The 25788-nt window shown below is 38.2% G+C and carries 25 protein-coding genes and 1 tRNA gene; 18 read left to right on the top strand and 8 right to left on the bottom strand.

Annotated features, from left to right (window positions below; genetic code table 11):
• Entirely contained in the window at positions 1-1308 is a 1308-nt protein-coding gene (locus ACH3O9_RS13755) for a cryptochrome/photolyase family protein (RefSeq protein WP_416441410.1), read from the top strand.
• Positions 1309-1379: 71 nt separating this feature from the next.
• Here ACH3O9_RS13755 and ACH3O9_RS13750 read toward each other — a convergent pair whose 3' ends face one another.
• The 3 genes from ACH3O9_RS13750 to ACH3O9_RS13740 form a co-directional block, all read right to left on the bottom strand.
• On the bottom strand, positions 1380-2114 hold the full coding sequence (locus ACH3O9_RS13750; protein ID WP_416441408.1) for a class I SAM-dependent methyltransferase: 735 nt from the start codon (positions 2112-2114) through the stop codon (positions 1380-1382).
• Between the two features lie 296 nt (positions 2115-2410).
• The gene (locus ACH3O9_RS13745) at positions 2411-3079 is read right to left on the bottom strand and encodes an ATP-binding cassette domain-containing protein (RefSeq protein ID WP_416441406.1); all 669 of its coding nucleotides are present in this window, start codon (positions 3077-3079) and stop codon (positions 2411-2413) included.
• Entirely contained in the window at positions 3079-3378 is a 300-nt protein-coding gene (locus ACH3O9_RS13740; protein ID WP_416441404.1) for a hypothetical protein, read from the bottom strand. The genes ACH3O9_RS13745 and ACH3O9_RS13740 overlap by 1 nt, the downstream gene beginning before the upstream one ends.
• Before the next feature lie 151 nt (positions 3379-3529).
• Here ACH3O9_RS13740 and ACH3O9_RS13735 point away from each other — a divergent pair, with 151 nt between their 5' ends.
• Positions 3530-4051: a 5' nucleotidase, NT5C type gene (locus tag ACH3O9_RS13735; RefSeq protein ID WP_416441402.1), complete on the top strand. Its 522-nt coding sequence runs from the start codon at positions 3530-3532 to the stop codon at positions 4049-4051.
• 24 nt (positions 4052-4075) lie between these two features.
• A complete protein-coding gene (gene hutH, locus ACH3O9_RS13730; RefSeq protein ID WP_416441400.1) occupies positions 4076-5650 on the top strand; it encodes a histidine ammonia-lyase in 1575 nt (524 codons plus the stop codon).
• 60 nt (positions 5651-5710) lie between these two features.
• On the opposite strand, the gene murA is transcribed toward hutH, so the two are convergent.
• The 3 genes from murA to ACH3O9_RS13715 form a co-directional block, all read right to left on the bottom strand.
• Positions 5711-7024 (bottom strand): UDP-N-acetylglucosamine 1-carboxyvinyltransferase, encoded by a 1314-nt coding sequence (gene murA / locus ACH3O9_RS13725; RefSeq protein ID WP_416441398.1) that lies wholly within the window; start codon positions 7022-7024, stop codon positions 5711-5713.
• A 25-nt stretch (positions 7025-7049) separates the two neighbouring features.
• Complete coding sequence (locus tag ACH3O9_RS13720; protein ID WP_416441396.1) at positions 7050-7685, bottom strand: DUF4290 domain-containing protein; 636 nt, start codon at positions 7683-7685, stop codon at positions 7050-7052.
• 133 nt (positions 7686-7818) lie between these two features.
• A complete protein-coding gene (locus ACH3O9_RS13715; RefSeq protein ID WP_416446696.1) occupies positions 7819-8109 on the bottom strand; it encodes a DUF493 family protein in 291 nt (96 codons plus the stop codon).
• Between the two features lie 90 nt (positions 8110-8199).
• Here ACH3O9_RS13715 and ACH3O9_RS13710 point away from each other — a divergent pair, with 90 nt between their 5' ends.
• The 5 genes from ACH3O9_RS13710 (at position 8200) to ACH3O9_RS13690 (ending at position 12737) form a co-directional block, all read left to right on the top strand.
• Positions 8200-8736, top strand: coding sequence for an AAA family ATPase (locus ACH3O9_RS13710; protein ID WP_416441394.1), 537 nt, complete (start codon positions 8200-8202; stop codon positions 8734-8736).
• Between the two features lie 2 nt (positions 8737-8738).
• Positions 8739-10643, top strand: coding sequence for a RecQ family ATP-dependent DNA helicase (locus tag ACH3O9_RS13705; RefSeq protein ID WP_416441392.1), 1905 nt, complete (start codon positions 8739-8741; stop codon positions 10641-10643).
• Positions 10643-11602: a methionyl-tRNA formyltransferase gene (fmt, locus tag ACH3O9_RS13700; protein WP_416441390.1), complete on the top strand. Its 960-nt coding sequence runs from the start codon at positions 10643-10645 to the stop codon at positions 11600-11602. The genes ACH3O9_RS13705 and fmt overlap by 1 nt, the downstream gene beginning before the upstream one ends.
• A 189-nt stretch (positions 11603-11791) precedes the next feature.
• Entirely contained in the window at positions 11792-12064 is a 273-nt protein-coding gene (locus ACH3O9_RS13695) for an HU family DNA-binding protein (protein WP_416441388.1), read from the top strand.
• Between the two features lie 112 nt (positions 12065-12176).
• Positions 12177-12737 carry a YqgE/AlgH family protein gene (locus ACH3O9_RS13690; RefSeq protein ID WP_416441386.1) on the top strand — a complete coding sequence of 187 codons (561 nt, stop codon included), beginning with the start codon at positions 12177-12179 and terminating at the stop codon, positions 12735-12737.
• Here the strand turns inward: ACH3O9_RS13690 and ACH3O9_RS13685 are convergent.
• Positions 12734-13573 (bottom strand): aminotransferase class IV, encoded by an 840-nt coding sequence (locus ACH3O9_RS13685; protein ID WP_416441384.1) that lies wholly within the window; start codon positions 13571-13573, stop codon positions 12734-12736. The genes ACH3O9_RS13690 and ACH3O9_RS13685 overlap by 4 nt on opposite strands.
• 53 nt (positions 13574-13626) lie before the next feature.
• The gene (locus ACH3O9_RS13680) at positions 13627-14019 is read right to left on the bottom strand and encodes an START-like domain-containing protein (protein WP_416441382.1); all 393 of its coding nucleotides are present in this window, start codon (positions 14017-14019) and stop codon (positions 13627-13629) included.
• A 157-nt stretch (positions 14020-14176) separates the two neighbouring features.
• On the opposite strand from ACH3O9_RS13680, the gene ACH3O9_RS13675 reads away from it, so the two are divergent.
• The 10 genes from ACH3O9_RS13675 (at position 14177) to ACH3O9_RS13630 (ending at position 25779) form a co-directional block, all read left to right on the top strand.
• Positions 14177-14250: transfer RNA gene (locus tag ACH3O9_RS13675), tRNA-Met, on the top strand.
• Positions 14251-14779: 529 nt separating this feature from the next.
• Positions 14780-15061: a helix-turn-helix transcriptional regulator gene (locus tag ACH3O9_RS13670; protein ID WP_416441380.1), complete on the top strand. Its 282-nt coding sequence runs from the start codon at positions 14780-14782 to the stop codon at positions 15059-15061.
• Positions 15062-15128: 67 nt separating this feature from the next.
• Positions 15129-16346: a primase-helicase family protein gene (locus ACH3O9_RS13665; protein ID WP_416441378.1), complete on the top strand. Its 1218-nt coding sequence runs from the start codon at positions 15129-15131 to the stop codon at positions 16344-16346.
• 185 nt (positions 16347-16531) lie between these two features.
• The gene (locus ACH3O9_RS13660) at positions 16532-17386 is read left to right on the top strand and encodes a toprim domain-containing protein (RefSeq protein ID WP_416441376.1); all 855 of its coding nucleotides are present in this window, start codon (positions 16532-16534) and stop codon (positions 17384-17386) included.
• Positions 17387-17474: 88 nt separating this feature from the next.
• The gene (gene mbpA, locus ACH3O9_RS13655; protein WP_416441375.1) at positions 17475-17771 is read left to right on the top strand and encodes a mobilization protein MbpA; all 297 of its coding nucleotides are present in this window, start codon (positions 17475-17477) and stop codon (positions 17769-17771) included.
• A complete protein-coding gene (locus ACH3O9_RS13650; RefSeq protein WP_416441373.1) occupies positions 17768-18595 on the top strand; it encodes a relaxase/mobilization nuclease domain-containing protein in 828 nt (275 codons plus the stop codon). The genes mbpA and ACH3O9_RS13650 overlap by 4 nt, the downstream gene beginning before the upstream one ends.
• Complete coding sequence (locus tag ACH3O9_RS13645) at positions 18592-18906, top strand: DUF6730 family protein (protein ID WP_416441371.1); 315 nt, start codon at positions 18592-18594, stop codon at positions 18904-18906. Before ACH3O9_RS13650 ends, ACH3O9_RS13645 begins: the two co-directional genes overlap by 4 nt.
• Positions 18907-19370: 464 nt before the next feature.
• Positions 19371-22586, top strand: coding sequence for a SusC/RagA family TonB-linked outer membrane protein (locus ACH3O9_RS13640; protein WP_416441369.1), 3216 nt, complete (start codon positions 19371-19373; stop codon positions 22584-22586).
• Between the two features lie 10 nt (positions 22587-22596).
• The gene (locus ACH3O9_RS13635) at positions 22597-24039 is read left to right on the top strand and encodes a SusD/RagB family nutrient-binding outer membrane lipoprotein (RefSeq protein ID WP_416441367.1); all 1443 of its coding nucleotides are present in this window, start codon (positions 22597-22599) and stop codon (positions 24037-24039) included.
• A 69-nt stretch (positions 24040-24108) separates the two neighbouring features.
• Positions 24109-25779 (top strand): alkaline phosphatase family protein, encoded by a 1671-nt coding sequence (locus ACH3O9_RS13630; RefSeq protein WP_416441365.1) that lies wholly within the window; start codon positions 24109-24111, stop codon positions 25777-25779.
• Positions 25780-25788: the final 9 nt, after the last annotated feature.

Raw genomic sequence — 25788 nt, 5'->3', positions numbered from 1 at the left:
ATGCAGCAGGTAAGTATATTTTGGTTTCGCAGAGATTTACGATTAGATGATAATGTGGGTTTTTTACAGGCTTTAAAAAGTGATTATAACGTACTCCCGGTATTCATTTTTGATTCTGAAATTCTTGATGAATTGCCCAAAGATGATGCACGCGTAACTTTTATTTACGAGCGTTTACAAAAAATGCGCAAGCAATTACAGGAGAAATATGGTAGTTCGCTAGCTTTATTTTACGGAAAACCAATTGATATCTGGAATCAAATTCTTGAAGATTATTCTGTAGCTGAAGTTTACACCAATCATGATTATGAACCCTATCCGCGACAGCGCGATGAGCAGATTAAAAACCTGCTTAAAAAGCATAAAATTCGCTTTAAAACCTACAAAGATCAGGTGGTTTTTGAAAAAAACGAAGTAGTAAAAGGTGACGGCGATCCTTACATTGTTTACACTCCCTATAAAAATAAATGGAAAGAATATTTCTCTGCAGAGAAAGACCTTAATATATTCTATACCAAAGATTATTTAAAAAATCTACTTCAAAATAGCCGATTGCCTAACGTAGAACTTGGCGAAATGGGATTTAAAACTGCTTCGCTTAAAGTGCCAGATTATACAGTTACTCCTACCCTGATTCATGATTATGAGAGTACACGCAATTTCCCTGCAATTACCGGTGGCACATCTCGACTTGGGCCGCATTTAAGATTTGGCACCGTAAGCATTCGGAAAATGATGAAGAGAGCGATTGCTGAAAAGAATGAGGTTTTCTGGAACGAACTTATTTGGAGGGAATTCTTTATGCAAATACTTTGGCATTATCCTGAAACTGTTAATAATGCTTTTAAACCAAAATACGATCGTATAAAATGGCGCAACAATGAAGAAGAGTTTGAAAAATGGAAAAATGGTGAGACGGGTTTTGCCCTTGTTGATGCCGGAATGCGGCAGTTAAACACTACAGGTTTTATGCACAACCGGGTGCGCATGCTTACCGCGAGTTTTTTATGCAAACATCTTCTTATAGACTGGCGTTGGGGCGAAGCATATTTCGCAGAAAAGCTTCTTGATTATGAGCAATCTAGCAACGTAGGCAACTGGCAATGGGCTGCAGGAAGTGGTGTTGATGCTGCGCCGTACTTTAGAATCTTTAACCCGATGACGCAAGTTGACAAATTTGATAAGGATAAAAAATACATCAAAAAATTTGTACATGAATTTGACACTGATAACTATCCTGATAAAATGGTCGATCACAAAGAAGCCCGCGAGCGTTGTCTAAAGACTTACAAACAAGCGGTTAGTTAAAGTTGATCTATACAATTATTGAATTATTAAGAACGTTTTTTGAGTGATTTAGAATACGCCATATTTTCTTTTTAGTTTTTACCAACACGCAATAAAATCGGGAAAATGAACTCTTTTTCGGTGATTTTACCCCAATTTTCGTTTACTTTTTCTTTTATCAAATTCAAGGGACTCATACCTTCTTTTTTCTCATAATGCTTAACGGCAGACCACGTATTTAGATAATTGTAGAAATGCTCTTTAGTCCATTTTACTTTTATATTAAATGAAGGAGTAACCTCTTCTTTAAAAGGAAACGGAATTGTTAGGTAATCTTCATCAAGATATCGCCTTTCAGGATCCCAATATGCGTCTGTAATATCTTTATAAAAATGCTGAATCACATTATTGAGATCATCTTCGGTTTTAAAGACGGAATACCCAATGACGGCTATTATTCCATCAGGTTTTAATGCTTGCTTTACATTCTTATAGAATTTCTCAAAATCAAACCAATGTATTGCCTGTGCTACCGTAACAAGATCAAACTCGTGAGCATGCTCAATTGGTTCTTCAGCCAGACGAATTTCATAATTTACGTTGGGTAATTTAGGAGCAAACTCAATCTGCTCGGGGCTAAGATCTGTCGCCCATACTTCTTTAAAAACCGTTGATAATTCTGCGGCTACCTGCCCATTACCGGTACCACAATCCCATGCCAGATTTTTTTCGGGAATTAAAGAAAATAAATATTTGTATAGTGCTTCTGGATATACCGGTCTGTATCTCGCATAATCCTGAGCATGGTGAGAAAAATTGTCTTTCATAAATTTTAAAATTGCTTCATAGTAAATTAATTACTAAATTTATAATATGAATTTAAAGGAAATAATAGAAATTATATGTGAAATCGTTACCATTTTGGTTTCAATAGTAACTTTGTTTTCTTTCAATCCTTTTAAAAAAATCTTGATGTCGGGAAAATGTCGGGAAGATTTTTGAATTCACTTTCATATTTTTAATTATCAGATACTTACAAATAAATAGTGAATCGTATTTGGATCCACATCTTTATATTTTAGAAAATAATACGTATTTTGGTTGTAACCAAATATGAGTTATTTTAGATAATCCCTCTCAAATAACCGGCTTCTACCAGAGCCGTTTTCTCTATAATTTTAGTTATTTTTCCATCCTGCAACAGGAGTTTTTTATCGCTTATCTTCCACACGTCCTGATAATAATGATCTGTTATTAATATGGCTTTTTTCGCTTTAAGCGAAATTAAAAACTCGTTTATCTTTTCCTTGTAAAGCGGCTCTACCATTGAGAATGGCTCATCAAGTAATAAAAAGGGATGATCCAGATTACCTATTATGAGAAGTTCTAAGTAGCGCCGCTCTCCTATTGACAGCGTACCAATTTTTTGATCTGAAAAAGCTGCGATCTTGGGCGAATTAAAAATCATATCCTGATCGTCACTGCTTTCATAGAAAAGAGGTATCACATCGCGTACTTTGAGAAGCGTCGGCAAAAAGGAAAACTGAGGCACGTAACCTACCAACTGTTTTGTGATTACCTGACTGGGTTTATAGAGTTTCTCGTCAACCTGAAGTCTAACTGATTGTGCTTTTAAGGTGCCAAAAATTATTTTGAGAAGAGTACTTTTACCTGAACCATTACGCCCGAAAAGTCCGGTGATTTCACCGATTTTTAGCTCTAAAGAGGCGTTTTTTAGAATTTCCCTTTTCTTAAAATATTGGGTGACATGTTGCACGGTGAGTTTATGCATTAAAAAATGAGGTTTAAAAGCATCGCTAAACCAGTACAAACAATCGCCAGAACTAAATTTATAAGATATGTGGTGCGTATTAATTTAGCCTTAGTAAAGCCAAGATTGTAATACGTGTAATACTCTGTAGCATGAAAATAATTAAACCCGATAAGTCCTATAACTGTTCCAAAAATCCCAAAAACAATTAAACCTATTATTACAGCGTAGAAAAATCCGCCCCCAGAAGCAAAAAACAGGCAAAAAAGAGCAGAAAACAGCAGACTAAATTTAGTTACATCAAGGTAATAGCGCCACATATGGTTTTATTATTTCTTACCAATTTAGGTAAAATATCGCTCCAATTAAAGCTTATCATAGACCAGTCTTATACGCTTATTTTACTTTTTAAAGATAAATTAACCATTGATAGAATTAATCTGTTTAATTTGCCCTCTTAATTTTCATTACATGACAATATTTGTAGATATGGACGAGGTGCTGGCAGACACGTTTGGCGCCCACATAGATTTATATAATAAGAAGTACAACGCAAACCTTACTAAAGAAGAATGCGCAGGTAAAGAAGTATGGCAATGTGTGCCAGAAGATTGCCAGCCTTACATTCACAGTCATACCGCGCTAAAAGGTTTTTTTAGAGATCTTAAAGTGATGCCAGACAGTCAGGAAGTTTTGCGTGAACTCACTCGCGATAACGAGGTTTACATAGCTTCTGCAGCGATGCAGTTTAAAAACAGTCTTGAAGAAAAAGCAGACTGGCTTGATGAGCACTTCCCATTTCTGGAGTGGCCGTACAGAATACTTTGCGGGCACAAGTTTATCTTAAAGGGCGATGTGCTTATAGATGACCGTTCTTTTAACCTTGATACTTTTGAGGGCAGAAGCCTGCAATATACTTCCCCACATAACATCAATACTAATGGTTTTGAAAGAGTAAATGACTGGGAAGAAATAGGTAAATTATTGCTGTAATTCTTCCTGCAAAATTTTAAGCTTATGTCACTCCCCCAAACTTTTTCTTTAGGAAAAGATAAGCTAACTGCCGGTATTGCGCTGGGTATAGCTCGAGGCGAAATAAAAACCGAGATCACTCAACAAAGCTGGGATAAAATTCATGCCAGCGAAGCCATTGTTAAAGATATCGTTGACAAAGATGAGGCAGTTTATGGTATAAATACCGGTTTTGGGCCTTTATGTACAACGCGCATCTCCAGAGAAGAAACTCTCGCACTTCAGGAAAATATCATAAAAAGTCACAGCGTTGGTGTAGGCAAACCCATTGACGAAGAGATCGCTCTGCTGATGCTTGTGTTGAAAGCACAAGCTCTTGCGCAGGGCCATTCTGGTATTTCTGAAACGACTTTAAAACGTATACTCTGGTTTATAGATAATCAAGTAGCTCCTGTCGTTCCTGAGCAAGGCTCTGTGGGTGCAAGTGGTGATCTGGCTCCTCTGGCTCATTTATTTCTACCACTGTTAGGATTGGGAGAAGTTTATCATCAAGGCAAAAGATTAAAATCTAATGAACTTTTACATACATTTGGTCTAGAAGCGATTGAGCTGAGACCAAAAGAAGGCCTGGCTCTCATAAACGGTACTCAATTTATTGCAGCTCATGCTGTAAAAGTGGTTGATAAATTAAAAAATTGTCTCGATCAGGCAGATATTATTGGTGCGCTTATGCTTGAGGCCCTGCAGGGTTCTATTAAACCTTTCTATGCAGAATTGCATAAGCTGCGACCTTATAAAGGTAATCAGCACGTTGCTGCACGAATAAAATCTTTTCTGGAAGGTTCTCAAATTCTTTTAGCTCACCAGAATTGCGATCGCGTGCAGGATCCTTACTCTCTGCGATGTATGCCTCAGGTACATGGTGCTTCCCGCAATGCATGGTTGCACCTGAAAGAATTATTAGAAATCGAACTTAATGCTGTTACAGATAACCCGATAATCATAGATGAAAATCTCACCATAAGTGGTGGTAATTTTCATGGTCAACCTTTAGCTATGGCACTTGATTATGCTACGCTGGCGACTAGTGAACTGGGTAATATTTCAGACCGGCGTATTTATCTCGCTTTAGAAGGCAAATATGCAGGCGTACCTAAACTTCTTTTTGCAGAAACAGGAATTAACTCTGGTTATATGATCTTACAATACACCACAGCTGCTTTAGCAAGTGAAAACAAAGGTCTTTGTTTTCCTGCCAGTGCAGACAGTATTCCCACCTCTTTGGGGCAGGAAGATCATGTGAGTATGGGATCTATTAGTGGTAGAAAAGCTCTGCAGGTTATAGGAAATGTTGAAAATATTCTGGCTATAGAAATGCTAACTGCAGCGCAGGCGTTTGATTTTAGAAAAGGTTTACAATCAAGTGCATTTTTAGAACAGGTGCATCACAAAATACGAGAGCATGTCACTTTCGCTAACAAGGATCGCATTTTTTCTGAAGATATTGCAATGGCTCATAAGCTCGTTAAAAACAATGCAATAATAAATGTTTACCAGAATTGTATCAATACCGGAAAGCTTGAACAAGCTTCAGAGTGGGACGCAGAATTTGATATCTAGTTCTACTATAACTTTCAATTAAATTAGAAAGTTTTTCCTGAATGTAATTTACTTTTCGCTTTAAGCGGTACGAATAATTTTTGCACCTATAGCACGCAATCTCTCATCAATATTCTCGTAACCTCTGTCTATTTGCTCAATATTGTGAATAGTAGAGGTTCCTTTTGCACTAAGAGCAGCGATTAAAAGAGAAATACCGGCACGTATATCTGGTGAAGACATATTAGTTGCCTTTAAAGTTGACTTGAAGTCATGCCCAATAACGGTAGCACGATGAGGATCACATAAAATGATCTTTGCACCCATATCTATAAGCTTATCTGTAAAGAAAAGTCGGCTCTCAAACATTTTTTGATGTACAAGCACTTCGCCTTTTGCCTGTGTTGCCACAACCAGAATAATACTTAATAAATCTGGTGTAAAACCCGGCCAGGGAGCATCACTTATGGTCATAAAAGAGCCATCTATGAACTTCTCGATCTCATAACCTTCAGTATGAGCGGGTATGTAGATATCGTCACCTTTTCGCTCTAGCTTAATACCTAATTTTCTAAATGTATTTGGTATCACTCCCAGATCGTTCCAGCTTACATTTTTAATTGTGATCTCACTTTTAGTCATGGCTGCAAGACCAATCCATGATCCTATCTCGATCATATCAGGCAGAATAGTGTGTTCACAACCTCCTAATTCTTCAACGCCTTCTATTGTAAGCATATTAGAACCTACACCGCTTATCTTAGCGCCCATTTTATTGAGCATCTTGCAAAGCTGTTGTAGGTAAGGTTCACAGGCTGCATTATAAATGACCGTCTCCCCTTTTGCCATAACAGCAGCCATAACAATATTTGCTGTTCCTGTTACAGAGGCTTCATCAAGAAGCATGTAAGTTCCTGTTAAACCATCTGGAGCTTCTACGCCATAAAAACGCTCTTCTTTATTGTAGCGAAATTTAGCCCCCAGTTTTATCATTCCTTCAAAGTGCGTGTCTAAACGGCGTCTGCCTATTTTGTCACCACCGGGACGTGGTATGTATCCTTTACCAAAACGAGCCAGCAAAGGCCCAACTATCATTATAGAACCGCGTAAACCACTGCCCTCATTCTTAAACTGCTGGCTTTCCAGATATTCTAAGTTAAGTGCATCGCTTTTAAAACTGTATTTACCTTTACCCAGTTTTTGAATTTTCACACCCAGATTACCAAGAATTGTAATGAGTTTATTAACATCTACAATGTCTGGTATATTATTAATGATGACATTTTCTGGCGTAAGCAAAACCGCACATAAAATTTGAAGAGCTTCATTTTTTGCACCTTGAGGCTGGATGGAACCTTTAAGTTGATGTCCGCCCTCGATTTGGAATGTTCCCATAAATAAAAATCTGGTAAGCTAAGTTTTAGTAACGCTTTTTAGGGCGGTTTGTCTTTTTACGTGGATTATTAGAAGATTTACTAGTCTTTTTAGAGCGCATAAGTTGGTGTGTATCGCGCAGATCTTCTTCTTTTTTTGCAAGATTTATCTGGCCATTACTAAGCTCAAATAAATGTTTAAAGATCACATCATCTTCTACAGTATCTTTATTCCAATTAAGGAAACACTTCTTCATGTGATTTGCTATAGTAAACTCAAGTGCTTCTCTCATCTCGCCCTTGTCCCATTTTACAGCAACATCAATCATTCTCTTGATATTGTTGCCGTAGAAGCGATATTTAGGATGATTTTGAGGATATTCTAAAGGCGCAGGACGTTCTTCCAGTTCTTCTTTAGATGGTTTCCCGTAAGGAGAATCAACATCCAGATTAAAATCGCTCATTATAAAGAGCTGATCCCATAATTTGTGTTGAAAGTCTGGTACGTCACGTAAATGAGGCTGTAAATTACCCATCACGGCTATAATAGACCTGGCTACTTTGTTGCGTTCTTCTTTATCTTCTATGGCAATCGCCTGATTTACCATTTTTTGTAAATGACGCCCGTATTCAGGAATAATGAGCTTTTCACGCTCTGTGTTGTATTCTAATTGATCTATCAACTGTAAAAATTTAAGTGAAGTTTGCTTACCGTAGTAAACTGTTGCAAATTAATAAAAATTGTATAAAAGGCACTAAAATCGGCCTAAATAACCAAAAAATCAATAATTGCCGTACAAATTTAAATATTTTTAATTAAAGCGAAATAACACCTTCTACAAGTGCTACCTCTTTATATTTAGTGATTACCGCGTCTGGATTTTTCATTCTTACATTGATTGAAAGACTGGTATACTTACCATTACGCGATTCTTTAGTCTGTATAACAGCACCGGTATTATTAAAAATATCCTGTATGGCAAGTATTTTTTCTTTATCTGAAGGAACTATAAATTTAAATAGATATTCAGAAGGCCATATAGAGGTATCACTTAATTGTTCTTTTAATTTTTTATAAAATTCATCAGAATTTTTCTCTACACTCATAAGCTGTTTTTTCAGTTGCAAAGATACAGTATCCTCAGAATTTTTTAATCGTTTCACATTTGAGTATTTTTGCCGACTAATACTAGACATTTGGCAACACAACGCATTGTGCTCATAGGAGGTCCCGGCACGGGTAAAAGCACTTTATTAAACGCTATAGAAGAAAAAGGATTCATTTGTTTTGAAGAAGTCTCAAGACAAGTGACTAAAGCCGCGCAGGAAGAAGGTATAGAGCAGCTTTTTCTCACAGAGCCACTTCTTTTTAGTCAAAAATTACTTGAGCAACGTATTCTTCAATACCAGAAAGCAGAAGAATTACAAGAAGACTTTGTTTTTATAGACAGAGGGATTCCTGATGTTGTGGCTTACCTGGATTATGTAGGTCAAAATTACCCTGCAGAATTCATTCAGGCTTGTGAGCGCTACAAATATGACCAGATCTTTGTTTTGCCGCCATGGGAAGAAATACATGAGACAGACGGCGAGCGCTATGAGAGTTTTGAGCAGGCACAGGCAATTCAGGAAGTCTTGTTACACAATTACATAAAATATGGTTATGCACCTATAGAAGTGCCAAAGATGACCGTTGAGCAACGTGTTTCTTTTGTGCTTGATAAACTATCGTAAGCATGCAAAACCCCACAGAAATACTAGAAAAATACTGGGGTTACCAATCTTTTAGGCCTAATCAGGAAGAGATCATTAAAAGTGTTATAAATGGTAAAGACACTCTAGCCTTACTCCCTACCGGTGGTGGTAAATCTATATGCTACCAACTCCCGGCGGTTTTGCAGGCAGGAATTGCAATAGTTGTTTCTCCCCTGCTCTCGCTTATGAAAGATCAGGTCATGCAACTCACAAACCGCGGAATTAAAGCTTTGTATATTCCGGCAGGTATAAGCTACACAGATCTTGATAAATTGTTAGACAACTGCATCTATGGTAATTACAAATTGTTATATCTCTCACCAGAACGATTGCAGCAGGAGCTTGTACTGGAGCGCATAAAACAAATGCCCATCTCTTTATTAGCAATTGATGAAGCGCATTGTATCTCACAATGGGGACATGATTTTAGACCAGCTTACCGCAATATTATAAGCTTTCGCGAAAGCATTGCTGATATCACCTGCATTGCATTAACAGCCACAGCAACGGCTAAAGTGCAACAAGATATTGTAGAACAGCTTAAACTGAAGGAATATAAATTCTTTCAAACTTCTTTTGAGCGTAAGAATCTGGCATACCGTGTTCTTGCAGAAGAAGACAAACATTATCGTATTCTCGATATTTTAAAAAAGAATACGCGTTCTGCAATTATCTACGTACGCAGTAGAAAAACAGCTCAAACTTTTGCTGATTTTTTACAATCCCGCGGTATAACTGCACACCATTATCACGGCGGTCTGGGCAATGATAAACGCAATGCAAATTTTCTGGACTGGGCTTCTAATAAAGTTCAGGTAATGGTGGCTACTAATGCTTTTGGTATGGGTATAGACAAGCCAGATGTGCAAACGGTAATTCACGTAGAGCTGCCAGAAAGTATAGAAAGTTATTTTCAGGAAGCTGGCAGAGCAGGTCGCGATGGCAATGCCGCATATAGCTTTGTTTTGTATAGTCCGGCAGATAAAGAGCGATTATATAATCAATTTATCAGGATATTACCTTCTGTTGATTACGTAAGGCAGGTTTATAAAAAGTTAAACAGCTACTTCCAGATCTCGTATGGTGAAGGTGAGCAGGAAGCTTTTCGCTTCAATTTTATGGATTTTTGCAGCACTTACAAGCTCAATACACTCATCACCTACAATGCCTTGCAATTGCTTGACAGAAATAGTGTGATAACGCTTGCGCAGGAATTTTTTAGAAAAGCAACCTTACAGTTTAAGATTTCTAACATTGCCCTTAGTTTTTACCTCATTAAAAATCCCGGAATAGACGAAGTAGTAAAAAATATTTTACGCACCTATGGCGGCATTTTTGACCAAAAATTAGCGGTAGATCATACTGTTATCGCACAAAAGTCTAATGTAGGCGTTAGTCGTGTGCACGATATACTTTTGCAACTTGATAAAGATGATATCGCGATCTATGAACACATAAATTATGACACTTCTATAACCTTTTTGGTGCCACGAGAAGATGAACGCGTTATCAATCCCATTGCAGCAGATATTAGAGCACAAAACAGCAGAAAGGAGGAGCAAGCTAATGCATTGCTCAATTATATTGATGAAAAATCTATTTGTCGCAGTATACAGCTGTTGGCCTATTTTGGTGAAAATAAATCTGAACCCTGTGGTATTTGTGATGTGTGTATGCGAGCTAAAAGAAAGACAGCTTCACGCGAAAAAAACGGCGAAATAGAGGCAAAAATCCTACTTTTACTGGCGGAAAACGCAATTTCTTCTCGAGCTCTGGCTCAAAAGATAAATACTACAGAAGAGAATAAACTATTAGAAGTTCTAAAGACTTTACTACAAAAAAGGTTGATCTACATAACCGCAGACAATCAATATAAAAAGGTATAATGAGAGATTTACGAATCATATTTATGGGTACACCAGATTTTGCAGTAGCAAGTCTGGATGCTTTGGTACAACAAAAATATCCTATTGCGGGAGTGATAACCGCACCAGATCGTCCTGCAGGCCGAGGTCAAAAATTAAGGATGAGCGCTGTAAAAGAGTATGCTGTCGCTCACGATCTTCCTGTTTTACAACCCGTAAACCTGAAAGATGAAGCATTTTTAAAAGAATTAAAGGCTCTCAACGGGAACTTACAAATTGTAGTTGCCTTTAGAATGTTGCCCGTTGCGGTCTGGAAAATGCCAGAATATGGTACATTTAACCTTCACGCTTCCCTCCTGCCAGATTACAGAGGAGCTGCTCCCATAAACTGGGCGCTTATAAATGGTGAGACCATAACCGGGGTAACTACATTTTTTATAGACGAAAAAATAGATACGGGTGCCATTATCCTGCAGGAGCAACTAGCGATAGAGCCCGGCGAAAATGCAGGAAGTTTACATAACAGATTGATGAATCTGGGTAGTGATCTTATTATAAAGACTGTAGAACATATTAAGACAGGTGAGGTAGAAACAAAACCACAGCCCAAAAAAGAACAAATTCACACAGCCTACAAACTTAATAAAGAGAACACTAAGATTGACTGGTCGCAACCTATTGAGAAAATACACAATCTTATAAGAGGCTTAAGTCCTTATCCTGTTGCCTGGAGTGAATTTGAAAATAATAGTAAAAAAGACACCTTAAAAATATATGCTGCCAGCATAGCAGGAGAAGATTTTACCGTCGCGCCCGAAGCAGAAATTGGTCACATTAAAGTGACTGATGGAAAATTAACCGTACAGGCCAAAGACGGAATTCTATTGATCGACGAAATACAACTTCCGGGAAAACGAAAAATGAAGGTAAAAGACCTCTTAAACGGATATTCATTTTCTGATGGCGCAAAAATGTTGTGAAGCCTTATAAATACTGATGTTATTGTAATGAGTAATAATAAATCATCCGTTATTAACAATAGGTCGAAGTTATTAACAATAATCAGGATTTCCTGCGCTATTCCTTGCATGAACGGATAATCCGTATAAATTTGTTGAACTATTAAACAAAAAGTTTAACCAACAATTTAATTTTTTAAAATTTATATTATGAACAAATCAGATTTAATTGATGCAATGGCAGAAGATGCAGGAATCACTAAAGCAGCTGCTAAAAAAGCATTAGAGTCTTTCTTAGGAAACGTAGAATCATCACTTAAAGGAGGTAATCGTGTATCTCTTGTAGGATTTGGTTCTTGGTCTGTATCTAAGAGAGCTGCTCGTGAAGGCAGAAACCCACAAACGGGTAAAACAATTAAAATTGCAGCCAAAAACGTTGTTAAGTTCAAAGCTGGTTCTGAGCTATCAGATTCTGTTAACTAATTGATATTAAAACACATTTAAAGCCCTCATTGAGGGCTTTATTTTTTTATAGTTTATTGTATTTTGTCGTTTAGAAAAAATAACTTAGTTTAGGAGTAATCATTAAAAAATCATGACTACAAAGAGACCCACAAAAGGAAAATTGCTCATTGCAGAGCCCTCCATCATAGGTGATGTCTCGTTTAACCGTTCTGTTGTTTTACTAGCAAATCATTCTACAGAAGGCTCTGTTGGCTTTATTTTAAATAAACCCCTTAGCTTTACTTTAGATGAACTTATCCCGGAGATCGCATCTACAATGCAAGTCTATAATGGTGGTCCTGTAGAGCAGGATAACCTATATTTCATACATAAAGTACCAGAGTTAATACCAGACAGCGTTGAGATTTCTGCAGGTATATATTGGGGTGGCGATTTTGACAGGGTGATAGACCTTATCGCAAGCGGCAGCATTTCTGAAAGTGAGATACGCTTCTTTTTAGGCTATTCTGGCTGGGATTCTCATCAATTAGATCAGGAACTTGATTCTAACTCATGGATCGTGGTAGAGAACATCTATGAAAAGGAAATCATTAATAAATGCCTGCCAGACCTTTGGAAAGAGAAAATGATAGAACTGGGCGGCGATTACCTAATCTGGTCTAATGCACCAGAAAACCCCAGTTATAACTAAGATAACCGGGCTTTAGCATTTAATTTACCTATAAGATCTTTTGCAACCGTATTGGTATAGACTTTCTTTCTATACTTAGTAACAGGTTGTATACCTATTATCGCGTTTGTGATGAATATCTCATCTGCTTTTTGCAATTCAAAAGGCGAGATGGCAACTTCTTCAAAAGTATAATTCTTGAGGTTTTGAATGATATCGATCAACTGTTTTCTTACAATCCCTCTTAAACATCCCTCTTCTAAAGGGGGAGTTTTTATATGATTGTCTTTTACAAGAAATATATTGCCCTGTAAAGCCTCTACGATCGTTTTATTGTTGTTGATGAGTATACAGTTGTCATAACCATTTTCTTTAGCAAAAATGCTTCCTGTGACGTGTATGAGCTTATTAGTTGTCTTGAGTGTCGAAAGCAGATCAGCATTTACATAGTGATCTTTATAGAGCTCTACCTCATAGTCTGCCTCGCTTAGTGTATAAAACGGAGTTGATAACGCTTTCGCGAAAGCGAAGAAACCTACCGTATTGTCTTCTGGTAAGTATTTACCACCTTCATTTCTAAATACAGTTATGCGCACACTTGCCGCCTTACTTTCAAGTTCACTTGACGCGAGCGTCTTTAATATCTCTTCCTGGAGGTTCTCAAGTGTAAAGTGCATGGGTATTTCCATACGCAGAATACGCATAGAAGACATTAGCCTGAAATAATGATCTTCCCAAAAATAAATCTTACCACCCTGGCAACGCACGGTCTCAAAAACGGCATCTCCATAAAGCAAAGCGCGGTTTTGAGGTGAAAAATGTGGTGCGTTTGTTAAGTTTCCGTTTAAATTGATCATAAAAAAAGTCCCTTTTTTGAGGAGGGACAAATATACTTTAACTATTGGTTTTTCTAGGTAGAGCCTATCACATGTTTTAATTCTGAGATTTGATTTTCCCAGAACATCTTCCCTTCATCAACCTCATCTTCTTCTGCAAAATCTGTTATAATGAGCGATACATCTTTTGTTATATCATCAACTACAATGCGTAACTCGAAATAGTAAGGTTCTTCATCTTCAACATCTTCCATCCATCTAAACTTAATGCGCTCTCCACTTTTTTTACCAAGTAGTTTTGCTTTTTCTTCGCTACCATTCCAAATGAATGTATAGTACTCTCCGCGTGAGTTTACGTTATCTGCAAACCACTCAGACATACCAGATGGCGTAGACATATATTGATATAAGAGCGACGGCGAGGCCTGCACCGGAAACTCTATTTCAAATTTTACCTTCTCTTCCATAAATTAAATTGTTTCGGCGCCAATATAAATATTAATTATAGACTTAGAAAGGAAGTCTAAATAAATTTATTTTATAAATAAGATGCTTGCGCTAACCGTAATTGTTATTATATTTGCACCCGCTTAAGAGAAATAGTTTTTTGTTAAGTTGAAATTTGGCGAGGTAGCTCAGCTGGTTAGAGCGTCGGATTCATAACCCGGAGGTCGGGGGATCGTGCCCCCCTCTCGCTACTTGAAAATCAGGCAGTTACATTATATTTGTAACTGCCTGACCTTCTAAAGGTACAACATAGGTACAACTTTAACATTTTTAACACTTGAAAATGACCTTGTTCTGCCAATCGCAATCAATTGAAATCAAATTTAATTACCTACTATTTTTCTACTGAAATAGCTCACTTTCTTTTTATATAAGTTAAAAAACCTTTGTATTCTAATTACAACCACTATACTTTTTACTTGGCTTCTGCAATAAAAAGACGGTTTTCAGTTCTCTGAAGGTCTCTGAATTAAAACATTTTTAGACTTTAATTGTTGATAAGTCTACTAAACCTGTAAAAGATCCATTTAATGTATAATCTTTTGTGAGTGAAGAATTTCAAATGATAGCGAAATATATGGTTTGCTTTTATTCTATTTTGTGTATAAAAACGCGCTTAATATTAGCCTCTAAACATACCTCCTACTTACTTTTATCTAAGGAATTCTAATATAGATAAACAAAGCGCTTTGTTCATTATTCATTTTAAAAACGAATATCATGAACACGATTAAATTAGACGAAAGGCTGGAGCGAATTGAATCGCTTTTACTTGCAAACAAGAAAGTACTTACCCTCGAAGAAGCTTGTGATTACACAGGAATATCTCGCAGCTACCTTTACAAATTAACTTCTACTGGAGCTATTCCCCACAGTAAACCCAGTGGCAAACTCATCTATTTCGATATTGATTTGCTAAACAAATGGCTTTTAGACAATCAGCGAGATCCTCATTTTCAAACTGAAAATGAGGATTGTAGTACTACTACAAATAAACGTTGATTAGTTTTCTAAACACCCTATCTCTTTGCAGATAGGGTGTTCATTTCGCATCTAAAAATATCTTACTATGAAAGCCATACCCTATATACGTGTAGGAACTTCTTACTACAAATTAGTCAAAGCACCTACTATTGCAGGCCACTTCAATGAATTTTTAATTCCTTGGAGTATTGAAACCATAAGACAGGATCACGGCAAAACCTATTTAAGTAACATATCAAAATATGATGGGTTCACCTGTATTCCCAGTCATACCGATTTTAAACCGGCATACTATCATTTTTACAATACCTACTCTCCCCTTAGTAAAAAACCGCAACAGGGAACTATTAAGTACACTCAAAAGTTCATCAAGCACATCTTTGGGGAGCATTATGAACTAGGACTGGATTACTTACAATTACTGTACTTACGTCCAGTTCAGATACTGCCCATTTTATGTTTGGTATCCCGGGAACGTTCTACCGGTAAAAGCACCTTTTTAAAGTGGTTGAAAATCATTTTTGAAAACAATCTCACCTATCTGACCAATGACAGTTTTAGCAGTCAGTTCAATGCGGATTGGGCCAATAAACTGCTAATCTGTATTGATGAAGTACTCTTTAATAAAGAAGAACTCACCGAACGTATCAAATACCTCAGCACAACCAATATCAATATGCTTGAAGCGAAAGGTAAAGATAAAAGAGAGGTTGAGTTTTTTGGCAAGTTCATACTCTGTAGTAATAATGAGGATACCTTTATAAAGATAGATGGAAATGAGACCCGGTTTTGGATTCGAAAAATCCCCAGGCTTGATCTAGAAGTAACCAATTATTTAGAACATCTTGAAGCGGAGGTTCCAGCCTTTCTTTACTTTTTGGAGCATCGTAAAATCCATTCAAAGCATACAACCAGAATGTGGTTTCATTCAAGTCAAATTAGGACAAAAGCATTGACCCGTTTAGTGCTCAATAACCGCAACCGGGTAGAAAAGGAACTTGCTGAAATCCTGTTGTTAGCATTAGATCATTTTAACCTTACCGAAATTAACCTGTGTCCTATTGATGCCTTGAACCTGTTGAGTAAAACCAGAATCAAAACAGACCTGACGCAATTGAGAAGGCTGCTTAAGAAGGATTGGAAAATCACCAATAAATCCAATACCCTTTGCTACCAAAAACTGCTGATGTGGCAAGACGGATCGCTCCAGTTTACCGAGGCTAAAGGAAGATACTTTACCATAACTAAGAATTTTCTAATTGAAAATTTTGATGCACTGATGAATGATGAAGCTGAAGACTAGTATTTATAGCTATTGAAGTACTCATCACTTATTCATCTTTAAATCATCAAAATAAAAAGTGATGCAGATGAAAAAAAAAGAATGATGAGCTGATGCACTTTTGATGATTTAAGAAAACTAGAACCTATAAGGGATAGAAGCCCAAAACATCACTTCATCAAAAAATAACTCCCAAGTAAAGCCTGATGAAAAAAGAAAAACTATCGTGTGAAAGAGCCCGAAAAATTCCCATCGAAAAGGCGCTGGAATTTTTAGGACACTATCCCTCTCGCAATACGGAAAAGGAAGCTTGGTTTCTGAGTCCCCTGCGGTCAGAAACCCAAGCATCCTTTAAAGTATCTAAAAAATTAAACTGCTGGTACGATCACGGATTGGGTAAAGGCGGCAACTGTATCGATCTGGTTTGTGCCCTTTCAAAAGTATCCGTGAGTGATGCACTAGTAATCTTAGCTCAAATCAAAACAGGGAATGACAACCTTTCAATACAGCAGGAAACTAATTTCAAGGAATCTGGAATTGAAATCAAATACATTAAGCGCATTCAGCATCCAGCTTTATTGCAGTATTTGAAGAAACGGAAAATCAGTCTGATTGCAGCGAAGGGGTTTTGTAAAGAGGTTCATTATAAGATTAATGATAGCTATGGTTTTTCCATTGGGCTTAAAAACTATTCTGGAGGATGGGAACTTAGAAACAAATATTTCAAATCTTCCAATTCTCCAAAAGATCTGACCTGGATCAAAAATGAGTCTCAGAATTTAATGGTTCTAGAGGGAATGTTTGATCTGTTATCGCTGATTACATTATATCCAAATTTAAAACGCGAAGCTGATTTTTTGATTTTAAACTCCATTGCTTTTGCAGATAGGGCACTCCCCTATTTTGATCATTATGAAATTGTTGAACTGTATTTGGATAATGATGAAGCCGGAAGAAAAACTACAGCGCTCTTCTTGAATACAACTTCTAATTGTATCGATAAATCTCAGTGCTATGCTGATGAAAAGGACTTAAATGCCTGGCTGATGAAAACGAATTAAAACTGCTTTCTGGAAAGCAGGGCAAGATGTGTGGCTGTGGCCACAATCTTGCTTTGCTCCCGATGGTTGCAAAGAAAAAATACAAACGATGAAACGAGCACTTATCAAATTCAGATGCAGCGTTTATGAGAAAAAATTGCTGCAGGTAAAAGCAAAAGCTGCGGGTTCTTCCTTAAGTGCCTTTTGCAGAAATAGCTTAATGGAACAACAAATCACCGAGCGTATGAATGAAGAGCATATCAACACCTATAAAATGCTGATCAAGTATCACAACAACTTTAAACGCATTGGGAATATGTATAAAAAAGGAAACCCAAAGCTCAGTCAGGAAGTCATTTTAGTGGCTGAAGAAATCAAGAAACATTTAAAAACTATACTCAAATGATTGGCAAAGGAAGTACCATATCCAGTACTCTTGGAGCTTTGCGATATGGCAATAACAAAGAGAAAGAAGCTGAGCAGGTTTATAGTGATCTAATCGTTGGAGAAACTGCAGAAGAAATCGCTCAGGAATTTAAAGCTGTTCAAGAACTCAATCAAAACTGTGAGCGCAACACCTTGAGCTTTATTCTAAGCCCAACGGTTCGTGATGGAGAAAATCTTAGCAACCGGGAACTTGGAGAACTCACTAAAAAGTTCATTCAGCAAATGAAATTAGAAGAGCGCCAGGCAGTTGCTTATGTGCATCGAGATAAAGTACACACCCACGTGCATCTCTATGTCAATCGCATCGATCTAAATGGCAGAGCATATAACGACAGTTTTATAGGAAAACAAAGTCAGTTGGCCGCAGAGCGCACCGCTAGAGAACTGGGAATTCAAACGGTGAAAGATGTGCAATATGAGAAAAACCTAGAGCTAAGTAGAACCCGAAGTGAAATACAAAAAGTACATCAGAATGCCATAAGTCAGAACAGAACAATAGATCTGCAGACCTATATCAACCGGATGCGGGAACAGCAGATTAACGTAATTCCGGTAATCAATAAATCCAAACAGCTTCAGGGCTTTCGGTTTGAGTACCAAGGACAAAGTATAAAAGGTAGTGACGTTCACCGCTCGATGTCTGCAAGTAATTTGCTGAAATCAATCAACCGTGCAAAAAGTGTCGCTATATCCGGAAGAAGCGTGCCTATTGCTCCAAGCCTGGCCAAAGCAGTGGCTAAGAAGATCCTAAAAATTGTAATCGATAAAGGTATTGGAATATGACCAAACTGGAACTAATATCAGAACTGCTCGTTGAGGAGCTACATTCATTTAAGGAAGAAGTTGATCGCTTAGAGAACATTGAAAAAAGCCTTAAAAGCACAGCTATTAAAGCTGACAGTACTCAGATTGAAAAGTTAATCAAAGAGCATCTTAGAAAACTACACATTGATCAAACAGCTCAACAGGAAAATCGGAAAGAAATACTGAACAGGATTAAGCACTCTCGAACGATTCCGAATTGGCTCATCATTCTTGCCCTTCTTCTTTTTCTTTCACAAGCATTTGCTATTGTTTACCTGCTGCTACGCTAATAGGTAATAAAGGAATTAATTTTTTCTTTCAAAAAAACCTGTCTGTTGTGAAGGCCTTTTCGAAAGAAAAAATTATGAGGAGGGAGCTTAGGTAAAATGATAATTTAGCTTTCCATAAATAATATGTCTGTGACATTTAGTGAGTATCTGGAACCTCACTTTACAGGTATACGAACACATCAACCCATTTGAGTTATTCTATAGTTTTATAACAATGTAGTTAAAACTAAAGTGTTCGGAAAATTCTATAACTAAAACGAATCATCAATAATATCTAATTAACATTCATATTTATTGAACATATTGTTGATTAATCTTTAGATTAAATTAACACTTACTCGCACAACACACCATTTTCTTCAACTTCCGTTAAGGATTTCTTAAAGTACAATATTTTACATATAGTCACTTTTTGATCAAATTTGTGATTGATTGTTTACTAATATTAATAATTAATCCAAACAATGAAAAAACTAATTTATGTAACACACATTATCTTATTCTTTCTAACCTCTATTTTATTTGCTCAGGATAGAACACTTAAAGGTATTGTAACAGACACAAACGGCATGCCTTTACCGGGAGCCAGTATTGTGGTAAAAAATACTACCATAGGTGTAGTGACAGATTTTGACGGAAATTTTACAATCAACATTCCTGAAAATGAGAATACAATTGAAGCGACCTTTATGGGGTTTAGAACTCAGGAGTTAGATGTTACCGGTAAAACTAACCTAACTATAGTTCTTGAAGAGGATGCTCAAAGCCTTGACGAGGTTGTAGTAACCGCCCTAGGTATTAAACGGGAAATTAAAAAGCTTTCTTACTCCGTACAAAAAGTAGAAGGTGATGAACTTGCTGAAGCTAAAGAAACTAATGTCGTGAATTCTCTTTCGGGTAAAATGGCCGGGGTACGCGTTACAGGTGGTAACAGTGGCGTAGGTTCTAGTTCACAAATTATCATACGTGGAGAAAACTCTCTCAATCCTAGCCCCAATGCGAACTCGCCGTTATTTGTTGTTGACGGTATCCCCATTAACAACAATGTAAATAACGCCGGTGGCGAAGGCAACATGGGCGTTGATTATGGTAATGGCGCCATGGATATCAACCCGGACGATGTTGCAGAAATGACCGTTCTAAAAGGTCCTAACGCAACTGCGCTTTACGGTTCGCGTGGTGCTAATGGCGTGGTGTTAATCACCACAAAATCAGGTAAAGGCACTAAAGGTATTGGTGTTTCTATCAATCACAATACTACGTTCGAGACGCTTCTAACCTTACCAAAATATCAAAACGAATACGGCCAGGGTTCTAATGGTCAGTTTGCTTTTAACGATGGGGGTCAAAACCGCTCTGTTACAGGTGGGGTTAATGACCACGTTGACGAGAGCTGGGGACCTGCGCTTAACGGCCAATTGATTCCACAGCACGACAGTCCTACTACAAGTGGGTTTAGAGCCGGTGACGTAGATCTGCGACCGCGTAATGCAGACGGAACTTTTGCAGATGAAATTATAGCTACTCCATTTATTGCTCATCCTGATAACATTAGAGATTTCTTTGAAACCGGATTCACCATGAGCAACAACGTTGCTTTAACGGGAGCTAATAAAGACGGAAATTTCAGAGTTTCTTTTACAGACCTGAGCAGCGAGAGTATCGTTCCCAATTCAAATTTTAAAAGACGTACCTATGCGATCAACGGAGCCTATAACTTGACAGATTGGTTAAAGGTTAGCGCTTCGATGAACTATGTAAATTCAAACTCGGACAACCGTCCTAATAACTCATACGGTACCGAAAACGTGATGTATTTATGGATCTGGTTTGGTCGCCATATAGATATGAACTCGCTAAGAGATTACTGGCAACCGGGATTTGAAAATACACAACAATTCAACTATAACTACAATTATCACGACAACCCATTTTTTACTGTGTATGAAAATACCAACTCGTTTAACCGAGATCGCGTGATCACTAATATGCGTGCAGATCTTAAACTAGCTGATGGTTTAGACCTGATGTTCCGTACGGGATTAGATTATTCTAACGAGTTGGATATGCGCAAAAGAGCCTACTCCACACAGCGTTTTCCTAGCGGGCAATATCGGGAAGATTATACATATGCACAGGAACAGAACACAGACTTCTTGCTGTCTTACACAAAGACGCTTAATGAAGATTTTGATTTTGGAGTTTCTGCTGGTGCAAATCATCGTGTAGCTAAAAACCGCTATCAGCGTATCAGTGCCAATTCGCTTTCTATCCCTGCTATTTACAACTTCGGAAATGCTGCAGAACCACTTACTACCAGCGACTACGACAGTGAATTTAGAGTAAATAGTGTCTATGCCTTCGGAAACATCTCGTATAAAAATTACTTGTTTTTAGATTTAACTGCCAGAAACGACTGGTCTTCTACCCTTCCTGAAGATAACAACAGTTATTTCTACCCTTCTGCGGGTGTAAGTGCCATTCTTTCAGATATGTTTGAAATGCCGGAAGCTATCAGCTTTGCCAAATTAAGAGCAGGTTTTGCTGTTGTGGGTAATGACACAAACCCATACAATCTAGCCGCTACTTACGGTTTTGGAGATACATTTAACGGCTTCTCCAGAGTGTCTTCTCCTTCAGAATTGAAGAATTCTGATCTAAAACCCGAAAAAACCAATTCTATAGAACTGGGTGCTGATGTTCGTTTCTTTGGCAATCGACTGGGTCTTGACGTTGCGGTGTATCAATCTACTACAAAGAACCAGATTATATCGCTTCCGGTGTCTAACACTTCGGGTTACAGTTCTCGTGTGATCAATGCTGGTGAAGTTCAAAACCGCGGACTTGAAATCACTTTAAATGCTACTCCTGTACGTACTAATAATTTTAGATGGAATTCTTCGGTAAACTTTACAATGAATCGCGGGAAAGTTATTGAACTAACAGACGGATTGGATTTTTACACAATTAAAAACAATTACCTCACTGTAGGTGCTGCCGTTGGCGAACGTATAGGAGATTTATACGGTACAGGATTTCAGAAAGTAGAAGATCCTAATAATGAATATTTTGGTCAATGGATCATTAACCCAGATTCTGGTTTGCCTATTGTTGACAACGAACTTAGAAAACTAGGTAATTACAGTCCAGATTTTATGGTAGGTCTTCAAAACAGCTTTCAATATAAAAATTTCAATTTCAGCTTCTTGTTTGACTGGAGACAGGGTGGGGAATTTCATTCACGCACCGTTGCTATTGGTGGTACTACGGGGATGCTGGATTTTACAGTTCCGGGTCGTGAAACCGGTATTATTGCAGAAGGTGTTATTGCAAACGGAGACGGAACCTACACTCCAAATACCCAAAATGTTTCAGCCTCCAATTACTACTCACACGTATATAACAGGAGTAATGAAGAGAGCTCTATGTTTGACGCCACTTATGTAAAATTGAGAGAAGTCAAACTGGGATACAATCTTCCAAAAAAATGGTTTGATACCATCCCTTTCACGTCAGCAACGATCTCTTTGGTGGGAAGAAATCTGGCACTATGGACCGAAAACGACCACGTTGACCCGGAAACCATCTCATTCTCCGGAGGTTCAATTGTTCCCGGTGTTGAAGATATGGCACTCCCTAGCACCCGTAGTTTTGGTGTAAATGTAAATCTAGAATTTTAAGACAAATACGATGAAAAAAATCAATATAATTCAGATTCTAGTACTGGCCTGTCTCTTATTTACAGGCTGTACCGATAATTTTGAAGAAATCAACTCAAATCCTAATGCCCCTGAAAATGTAAGTGCAAACCTGCTTACCTCAACTGTAACATCAGAAATTACCCGAACGCTTACTCAGGAAGGTTATAGTGACGGAAACTCCATCACTCAGCTGATGGCTAAAAATAACTTTCCTGGCTTTGCGCAATTTGATTGGGGCGATCAGGGAATGTGGAATTTTTTCTACGGAATCCTTCCGGAAATAGATGATATTCTCAAGATATCAAGAAGTGAAGAAACCCAGAACAGTACTTACGAAGGGATTGCGCTTACTTTACGCGCCCTTTGCTTTGCTAATCTTACCGATTTATATGGAAACGTCCCGTATTCAGAGGCTTTAGCCGGTGAGACTGAAGGTATCTTTACACCGGTATATGATTCTCAGGAAATGGTTTACAACGGTGTACTTCAGGATTTAGCAGATGCAGACGCCGCATTGGCAGCTAACCAAAGCATCAGTGGTACCACAGGAGATGTAATTTATGATGGTAATCCTGCTCAATGGAGAAAACTGGCAAACTCCTTAAGACTGCGTTATCTGTTGCGCATCTCAAAGCAACGCGATGTTTCTCAAGAAATGCAAGCAGTAGTAAGCGCCGGTAATTACATCAACAGCAATACTGATAATGCTACTCTTAGCTACAGCGGTACATCTAATACAGACTCCTGGCCAGAAAGCACCGGTCGTATAGGTGGTTTTGATGAAAAAAGTTTATGCGATACCGCTCTGGAATATTTCAACACCTTTAACGATCCACGCTTAGACATCTGGTTTGACCGCAACAGTGCCGGTAATTGGGTAGGTATGCCTATAGGTTTGAATCAAGATAATGCCCGGGCTTTTGACGACGCCAACAGCCCCAGCCGTTTAGATGTGAACTTGTTTTACTATTCGGCGACAGACGCTGAGGCGTATATAATTAAAAATTCTGAAGTACAATTTATTCTTGCAGAAGCTGCACAACGCGGTATCATCTCTGGTGATGCGGCAGCATATTACAATGCCGGTGTTCGCGCAAGTTTAACGTACTGGGGTGTTGCTGATACGGATATAGACAGCTATCTGGCGCAGCCTGCTGTTGCGTATAACGGTTCTTTAGAGTTGTTGCTGACTCAAAAAACCATCGCCCTCTGGAATGTAGATTACCAGGGTTGGATGAACTATAGAAGAACGGGGCTTCCCGCTTTAGAACCGGGACCCGATACACTTAATGGAGCTTTATATCCGGTGCGCTTCGTATATCCTTCTTCAGAACAAACCCTGAATACGGCTAACTACCAAGCGGCGGTTAGCGCCATGGGGGGAGACAACATCAATGTAAAAGGATGGTGGGAAACCGGAACTCGATACTGAATATTTTAAATCTTAAATAAAGTTGGGTTGCTCATAGATCTGGGCAACCTCTACTTGTTTTTATTTTTTATGAAGCCTAAAAATTATCTTTTTAAAAGTCTCAAGACAGGTATGCTGATGGCAACTGTGTTCTTGGCCTCCTGCTCGACAGAAAGTACATCAGATCTGGGCATTAAACATATCATAGTTATAGGAGTTGACGGAATGAGTCCAGACGGGATTATGCAAGCCCAAACTCCGGTTCTGGATAGTCTTGTAAAATATGGAGCATCCACTTTTAAGGCCCGTGCAGTGCTCCCTTCCAGTTCCAGTTCTAACTGGGCCAGTATGATTATGGGCGCAGATACTGAGCAACACGGTATTACTTCTAACGGATGGGAAGCTAATAATTACACTCTACCCGCTGTAGTTTCGGGACACGACAACAGATTCCCTACAATTTTTACGCTATTTCATGATCAAAAACCACAAGCTCACGTAGGTTCTATTTACGATTGGGATGGTTTTGGCAGATTGTACAATCCTGAAGATGTTAATTTTGATATCAACGGGGACCACGAAGACGGCACAACACAAGATGCGATTACTTATATCAAAAAACATAAACCCGACTTTACTTTTATTCATCTGGATCACGTTGACCATGCTGGGCATAGCGAAGGGCACGGCACTAAATCCTACTACAAATCTGTTGAGAAAGCGGATCGTTTAATAGGGTCAATTATAGCCTCAACTAAAGAAACGGGAATTTTTGACCAAACGGTATTCATCATTTGCTCAGACCACGGCGGTTTGGGTAAAGGCCACGGCGGCGAATCTTCCGGGGAAGTCAATATACCCTTCTTTTTATACGGTGCCGGAGTGAAAAAAGGGTATGCGATTGAAGAAACCGTATATCAATACGACAATGCTGCAACAGTAGCATTTGTCGCTGGATTGAAAACGCCTCAAGCGTGGATTGGCAGACCTGTAAAAAGTGCTTTTGTTGGTTATGACAAACCAGTTTTACGCTATAAAAAACAACAGCAACTTATGGCTCCGGTTTTACTGCCGAAAAACGGACCATATGCACCATCCGGTGGATTATTTAAAGAAGACACTGTAGAAGTGAACTTAAATAATCCCAACGCAACCGCAACTATTTATTATACGCTAGACGGTTCTGATCCTTCCATTGAAAGCGGTTTAACATATACCGCTCCGTTTTCAGTAGACAGCACAACTTTGGTACGTGCTCTTATTGCCGAAAAAGGAAAAACAAGCAGTACTATTGCTGCCGGAAGCTACCGAATCATTTCCGCACAGAAACAGCCTGGGGTTTTATTCAGTATATATCCCTTAAAAAATCTTACTTTTTTACCTGATTTCAGAAATTTGAAAGCATCCCAAACCGGAACTGTTATGGAATTTGAAAGCAGCATTCTTGATAATCTCAAATCGGCTGCAAGTACCGCGGTCGTTTTTACTTCAGTGTTAAAAATTGATACAGCCGGAAGCTATACGTTTTATACCAACAGTGATGATGGCAGTAAACTTTACATTAACGACGAACTCGTGGTTGACAACGATGGTGATCATGGTGTGCAGGAGCGCAGCGGCACTATAAATCTTAAAAAAGATACGCATCCTATTAAAATTGAATATTTTAACGGTGGCGGTGGTTACTATTTAGATGCTCAATATACAGGCCCGGGTATTGGTAAACAAATTATTCCGGCAGATAAATTAATTCAGAACTAAAGGTATTTT

The organism is Leeuwenhoekiella sp. A16 (assembly GCF_047946675.1).
Classification (GTDB): Bacteria; Bacteroidota; Bacteroidia; order Flavobacteriales; family Flavobacteriaceae; genus Leeuwenhoekiella.
This window is presented reverse-complemented; position numbering and strand designations above follow the sequence as displayed.